The following is a 7105-nucleotide window of genomic DNA, read 5'->3' on the forward strand; positions in this document are numbered from 1 at the left end:
TACGTTGATTACAGGCTTACGACCACACACCGTCTTCTGTTTTACCTTGTATTTCTACATCGGCCAGTTTGAATTCAGGCTTGTTAGTGGTTTTAAGTTTAACTTGATAATCGCGTGTTAAATTTACGATGGTCGGGGTTAACAGCATTATGGCGCTGATGTTCACTACCGTCATTAAACCTAGTGCCATGTCGGCCATGTTCCACACTTCTTTTAATGAGGCATTCGCTCCCCAATACACCATGCTTAAATACAAAAGTGTATAAATGGTGCGGCCATAGATATTGTCGAGCTTAAATAAATGTAAGTTACTTTCGGCGTAGGCGTAGTTGGCTACCACAGAAGTAAAAGAGAATAGGGTAATAATGATAGCAACAAACATATCGCCGCTTATTCCCATATGGTAAGTCATGGCGTTTTGAGTGATCCTAATACCTTCCATTTCAGAGCCAATACTGCCTTGAGCCAATAAAATCACAATCGCGGTACAACTACACAACACCATAGTGTCGATAAACACCCCAAGCATTTGTACGTAACCTTGTGCAACCGGGTGATTAGGAACCGGTGTGGCACCAGCTGCGGCATGCGGCACACTACCAGCGCCGGCTTCATTAGAATATAACCCGCGTTGAATACCGTTTTTAATCGCAGCACCCAGTGCGCCAGCCGCCGCTTCATTTAACCCAAAAGCAGAGTTAATAATATCCATCAATACTCCAGGTACTTGCTGGATATTAATAATGGTGACCACCACTGCGGATAAAATAAATGCCAATCCCATAAACGGCACCACGAACTCAGCAAAACGCGCAATACTGCGAAGACCTCCCATAACGATGATGCCAGCAATAAAGGTAATAACCGCACCGGAATATACTGGCGATAACTCGAAAGTGTGGTTGAGTGCGTCAGTAATCGTGTTGGCTTGCATGGCACTGAAACTAATGCCGTAACCCAGGAATAAACACAGCGCGAATAATACCGCTAACCAAGGTTTATTCAGCCCAGCGCGGATATAATAAGCGGGTCCACCGCGGTATTCTTTATGGTCGTCGCGCACTTTATACAACTGACCTAAAATACTTTCGGCAAATCCGGTTGCCATACCCAGTAGTGCGATAACCCACATCCAAAATACTGCGCCGCTGCCACCCAACGAAATCGCCATAGCGACACCGGCTAAATTACCAGTTCCCACACGGGCAGACAGGCCAGTACACAAAGCTTGATACGAGCTAATGCCAGATTTGTCACCTTGTGTGCTGCCTTTCATCACTTTAAACATGTAACCAAAATGGCGAAGTTGAATAAATCTTAATTTTAATGAAAACCATATACCGGCAAATACCAATATATAAATGAGTACTTGGTACTCGCCCCATAGCACATTGTTGGCGAGCGATATAATGTCGTTAATCATTGAACAACTTCCTTGGTTTTATCGTTTTATTATTAGATATTTAAAAAGGTTACATTTCGAAAAAATGACCTATGAATGCAAACATAGCCAACGTCCAAATGCGTTAATAACCCTGTAAGAGGGGTTATAATGCAGTTGGTTGACTTTGTTATTTGAATCGATATGCATTGTATCTACATATTTAACGCTAGGCGAGGCGTTTTTGTTAGTTGTTAACTTTATTTTTGACTAAAAAAGTGAGTCTGCTTTGCAGAATTAATATCGTTAATATTGGCACTTCAAGGGTAAATTTTTGATAAAATGCTCCACAATTGCCGTGTTGTAAGGCTCTAACATTTGAAAGCGGGTTCTTTAGCTTAATACATCATAAAAATTAGGATAAATAATAGTATGACAAATGCGAGTCTGCCTTTTAATGCAAATCAGCAACAATTAGCGTTACTGCGATTAGTCAATTGGGGCCTTAAAATCGGCCTTATTCTGTTTGCTACCGACTTATTTGGCTTAACCACGCCTCCAGTAACCTTGTCTTACGTGCTCATATTTGAAGCTTGTTATGTCGGCTTTAGCTACCGATTTCATCGACTCAGCATGAACAACAATGGTTTGTTGTTTTTAACCTTATTGTTAGACACCTTGTTTTGGGCTACCTGGTTATATTTTACCGGTGGAGCAACCAATGCCTTTGTTTCATTGCTGTTATTACCGATTGCGATTTCAGCGATTACCTTACCTAGATGGGCACCGTGGTGCTTAACCATCGTATCGACGATATTTTATACTTTGATGATTGTTGATATCACCGAACAAAATAGTGTCTCGGTAATGGATCATGACATGAGCCAAATGCCAATGGCTGCAAATCATGTTATGCCTGCAAGCCACAGTATGGACATGGGATCGCACTATTTAGGCATGTGGTTTAACTTTGTTATTTCCGCGTTGGTGTTAACCGTCACCGTAGGCTTTATTGCTAAACGCATTAGGCAAAAAAATGCCGAGCTACGTTATTTACGAGAAGCCCAGTTACGCCAGGAAAAAATATTGGCCTTAGGCACCGCATCAGCGCAAATGGCCCACCAACTAGCAACGCCATTAGCCACATTGCGTTTACTCACCGATGAGTTAGTCGATACCCATCATGATGCAGAACAAATGGAATTGATCAGCGAAATGCAGCAAGCGTTGAATCGCTGCGAGGTCACCTTAGCAGACTTACGTTTAGCGACCGAGTCGATACGAGAGCATAAATTGACAGAGCAGCGTGTCGACAAATTAGTGGCAACCTTAACCGAACAGATAAGTTTGTTGATGCCAGAAGCACAACTGAATATCGCCATAGCACCACAAGTTGAGTCATGTATAGTCATGACCGACATGAGCTTGTTGCCTGCATTAATGGCGTTAATTCAAAATGGTATTCAAGCCAGTGAAGATAATCAACACCAGACCCGCGTAGATATCAATATTGGTTTGTCACAACCCAATCAGCTGAGTATGACTATACGTGATTACGGTGTCGGCATTGCGACTCATTTATTACAAACTTTAGGCAGTAACATGGTAAAAAGTCCCAAAGGGATGGGCATCGCGGTATTATTAAGTCACACCAGCTTTGAGCGTTTAGGCGGTAAGTTATACCTTAAACCACATTCAGAATGCGGCACAGAAGCCATCGTGACGTTGCCGTTAAGCGTACAAAAAACGAGTTGAAGCTATTTTAAACGAATAGAAGCGTGTCGAAGTAAACAGACGTTGAAATAAATCGAAATTGAAATAATAGACGTTGAAATAAATAGAAGCTGAATTGAGAACATCATGAACAAGCTATTGATTATAGAAGATGATTTAGCCCTAGCGACCATATTAGCTCGCCGCCTTGGCAAACATGGCTTTGAGTGTAAAACCTGCCATCACGCCAGCGACAGTTTATTAATGGCCAGGCAATTTGTGCCAACGCATATCGTGTTAGACATGAAACTGGCTGAACATAATGGTTTGTCGTTAATTAAACCGTTAAGACAATTATTACCCAACGTCCACATGGTATTGCTCACTGGCTTTGCCAGCATCGCGACTGCGGTAGAAGCCATCCGCCTCGGCGCAGACAATTACCTCGCCAAACCCGTCGACACTCAAACCTTATTAAATGCATTATTAGTCACACCAGACACTACAACGACTTATGGTGATATTGAAGAACTACCCCTTAACCCCAAACGGGTCGAATGGGAACACATTCAACAAGTCCTCGCCACCAACAATGGTAACGTATCAGAAACTGCCCGCCAACTGGGCATGCACCGCAGAACCTTGCAGCGCAAGTTATTAAAAAAGCCAACGGCAGATAATCGGTAGAATAGGGGAGTTGTGTGTTTGTCCTACTTTGGACAAAGGGTGTTTTTAGATATTGCTTCATGGCCTGCGGCCACCAACGTCGTGGCGCTTTACCCACACCAGACCAAGAGGAAACCAACGGCTGTTCCCTCTTGGATCTCCCAGCCGCACCACAACATTTTCGCTATTTACAAAACAAGAACTGCGAAAATGTCGCCATGGTGTCAGATTTAACTTTGACCGGCATTTGTAGATCGCTTCGGCCTTATTCGAAAATGCTAACGCTTACGATGGGGCGTCCCTTCCCCTCGAAAGCGAGCTGGCCGTCCATGGCCAGCTCACGCTATTTTCTTCAACGGCCTCAAGTTCAGAGTTGAATAATGCATTTATGAACTAGAACAATAACTGTGGTGTGATATACATTGCCGTTGAACGTGACACAACATAAATAAATGAGTATAACTATTAGAGGTTTAGTTGTGCTTATCAAACTAATAAAATGGATTTCAGTACTATTAATTTTTAGTAAGGTATTAACGGATTATGAAGCGTAGATTTATTTTTATATTTTTAATGATGATTTGCGCTGTTTCTGGATGCAGCAGTATTCCACTAACAACAATGTATAAAATGATGAGTGTCAATCCGCTAGAACTTGAACCAAGTGAGATAGTTGTCGCGGTTCAAGCCCCTAATGGAATCGTGGTTAGTAATAACGACGTAGTGATTAAGTTTGAATTTACAACGAATGACCCAAACTATAATTTTGAGGACGAGTATTTTGTAAAATTGAATGCTAAATACGTATTACCTAATGAGTTAACACAAGAAATAAATCGAGACAGTAAGTTTTATATTTTGCAATTGAGTCAAGATGATACGTTAAAAATACTTCGAGGGCAGGAGCTTGTAAAGAAATACAGAATGAACAATAGCGATGGCGGAGGAAGCTTTAATCTTAGTGTCGAGTCTGTATGTGAAAATAGTCAGTTTTCTGTTAAAAATAATGAATTAAACGTGTTTTTAAAACTTAATGAGAATGATGAGTTTTTTACCTTTATGGAACACGTTAACGTGTTAGAGATCGGTGAAGACAAATCTGGTTATATTAAACCTATTAGGTCTTGCACATAGCCATGACCGTTGTGGCGCTTAGTCCATACCAGACCAAGAAGAAACTGTATTGGCTAACGAAAGTTGGACATTACTTCAGAAGTTATCTAGCTTATTTTTGGACAGAAACGTCTTAGGTTGATCCCCTCAGACGTACTTTAACCAAAGCTTGTTAGAACTGAAGCACTAAAGTCTTAAGTCTTAAGTCTTAAGTCTTAAGTCTTAAGTTCAGATGATGATAAGTATGGCTAAGTTCTGAAATACTTAAGAAGCTATTGAGATTATCTCCACATTAATTAGACTATTTAAAGTCACTACTTAAAAAGTAACCCTAGGTTATAGGGCTACTCAGTACTAGCAATCTTTCTTCCTGAAAGTAAAAGAGCACTTTTAAGTCGCGCCATAAGCAATTGATTATTAGATGCTTTTACTATTACAAGCATTGAACTCGACTATTCAGCCAACACTTTTTTAAACTGGACATGTTTAACTCGATTTGAGGACATCTTGAACCCAGTAATTACGCTTTCGGGGTTTCTTTCTATATGGATGACACCAAGGTTGCGACTGACCAGCATATCTTGTTGCACCGCATCAAGCTTAGATACCAGACTGTTACCTATATGAAGCTGTAGCTCACCGTCAATTATCTTGATGTGGTAATTGACCATTAATGCTTCACTGTAAAAATTTCCCGTAAATTGGGCTAATTGGTCGCCGTTGTAATTGGCTGGTGTGTACTCATCACATATAAAGGGATCCCGACCATTTACCGAGACTGACATTTGATTACTTTTAGGCATAAAAGTCATAATGACGTTAGCAGACACACCCATTAGCTTGAACTGCTTTTCGGAAAGAGGGGCTAAATCATATTCTCGTTCGGGGGCTGGTGATAGCTTTAACTTTCCCTGTTTAATATACACATGACGTGAATCACTTCTATCTTCACTCCAATAGTGACCAGAAAAATTCTTTAACTGATCTGCGTTAAGTTCAATAAACTGCGGCGCACTTTCAACTTCTTTTTTGTAGAACTGATTTAAATATAGATCAGCAACTTGGCGTGCTAAACCAGTTGAATAAGCATCCTCTCTGTTCGCTAGGACAATGACTGAAAATTTTTGCTCTGGAAATCTAATCAGATTCGACTTAAAACCGCCAAACCACCCTGCGTGGTCTATCTGTTTAAGCCCTTTATAATCACTTATACGAAGCCCTGAAGCATAATCAAGTTGCTCACCGTTATTGAGCGTTCCAACGGTTGTCATTTTTTCCCAAAAGTTTTTATCAAACACTTTTTGTTGATAAAACTCATCGTCCCATTTTTTTAAATCTTCTACAGTAGTTAAAATGCCGCCATCACCAATAAGATCTAATGTTGACATGTTAATTTCGAATTCAGGTCCAGAGAAGGGGGTATATCCATAGGCTTTATTTTTCACAATACGGTTATGATTATTATGAAACCGCGTATTGTGCATCTTCAGAGGCTTAAAGATTTCATTGTCAGCGAATGAGGCCATTGAAACTCCCGTTACCTTTTGCACTATTTGTGCAAGTAACCAATAACCTGAATTACTGTATAAAAACTCCTCCCCAGGATTGAAATTAAGTGATGGTTGAGCGGTCAACCACCCCATGACCTCTGCATCATCATAGTAATCATCAGTTCGAAAACCTTTTAACTCTTTAAGGTTAAAATAATCTCTAACCCCACTAGTGTGGTGGAGCAAATGTCTTATGGTGATGTCTTTTGCATAATCTGGAAAATCTGGAAAGAAAGAGTAGAGCGAATCGTTTAAATTCAAATTTTGTTGCTGAACTAATAGGAGAATAGTCGCTGCTGTGAATTGTTTTGAGGTAGATGCAATTCTAAAAACGGTGGTTGGAGTATTAGGGACTGAGTGCTCGATATTGGCTAAGCCATATCCTTTACTGAAAATGAGTTTGCCTTCTTTAATAACTGCTACAGTGCCGCCTGGCTGGTCAACTTGTTCCCATTCGGAAAAAATACTATCAATGTCAAACTGGCTAGGCTCAGCAATAGCATCTGGGCGAAATGTAGAAATAACAATAAACACACTCACGAGGATTAATGATCTGATTTTTAGCAACTTAAACTCCATTTTAAAATTACATGTCTTCTTTTAGTCCACTGTATTCTATTTTTGTTCAAAATACTTACAAGTGAACATCTCCTTGGTAACTCTTGTCCTCGATTGCAAGCCA

At 40.4% G+C, this 7105-nt stretch carries 5 protein-coding genes; 3 read left to right on the forward strand and 2 right to left on the reverse strand.

What is annotated here, in order from left to right; all coding sequences use genetic code 11:
• Nucleotides 1-16 precede the first annotated feature (16 nt).
• Entirely contained in the window at nt 17-1423 is a 1407-nt protein-coding gene (locus tag CXF78_RS06250) for an alanine/glycine:cation symporter family protein (RefSeq protein ID WP_102036284.1), read from the reverse strand.
• 390 nt (nt 1424-1813) lie between these two features.
• Between CXF78_RS06250 and CXF78_RS06255 the strand changes: the two genes are divergently transcribed.
• From CXF78_RS06255 to CXF78_RS06265, 3 genes are all read left to right on the forward strand, one after another.
• Nucleotides 1814-3136, forward strand: coding sequence for a sensor histidine kinase (locus tag CXF78_RS06255; RefSeq protein ID WP_102036285.1), 1323 nt, complete (start codon nt 1814-1816; stop codon nt 3134-3136).
• A gap of 105 nt (nt 3137-3241) precedes the next feature.
• A complete protein-coding gene (locus CXF78_RS06260) occupies nt 3242-3781 on the forward strand; it encodes a response regulator transcription factor (RefSeq protein WP_102036286.1) in 540 nt (179 codons plus the stop codon).
• 522 nt (nt 3782-4303) lie between these two features.
• The gene (locus CXF78_RS06265; RefSeq protein WP_102036287.1) at nt 4304-4894 is read left to right on the forward strand and encodes a hypothetical protein; all 591 of its coding nucleotides are present in this window, start codon (nt 4304-4306) and stop codon (nt 4892-4894) included.
• A 431-nt stretch (nt 4895-5325) separates the two neighbouring features.
• Here the strand turns inward: CXF78_RS06265 and CXF78_RS06270 are convergent, their stop codons facing one another.
• The gene (locus tag CXF78_RS06270) at nt 5326-6990 is read right to left on the reverse strand and encodes a serine hydrolase domain-containing protein (RefSeq protein ID WP_180957064.1); all 1665 of its coding nucleotides are present in this window, start codon (nt 6988-6990) and stop codon (nt 5326-5328) included.
• Nucleotides 6991-7105 lie beyond the last annotated feature (115 nt).

It is taken from the genome of Shewanella sp. 11B5 (assembly GCF_002836795.1).
Classification (GTDB): Bacteria; Pseudomonadota; Gammaproteobacteria; order Enterobacterales; family Shewanellaceae; genus Shewanella; species Shewanella frigidimarina.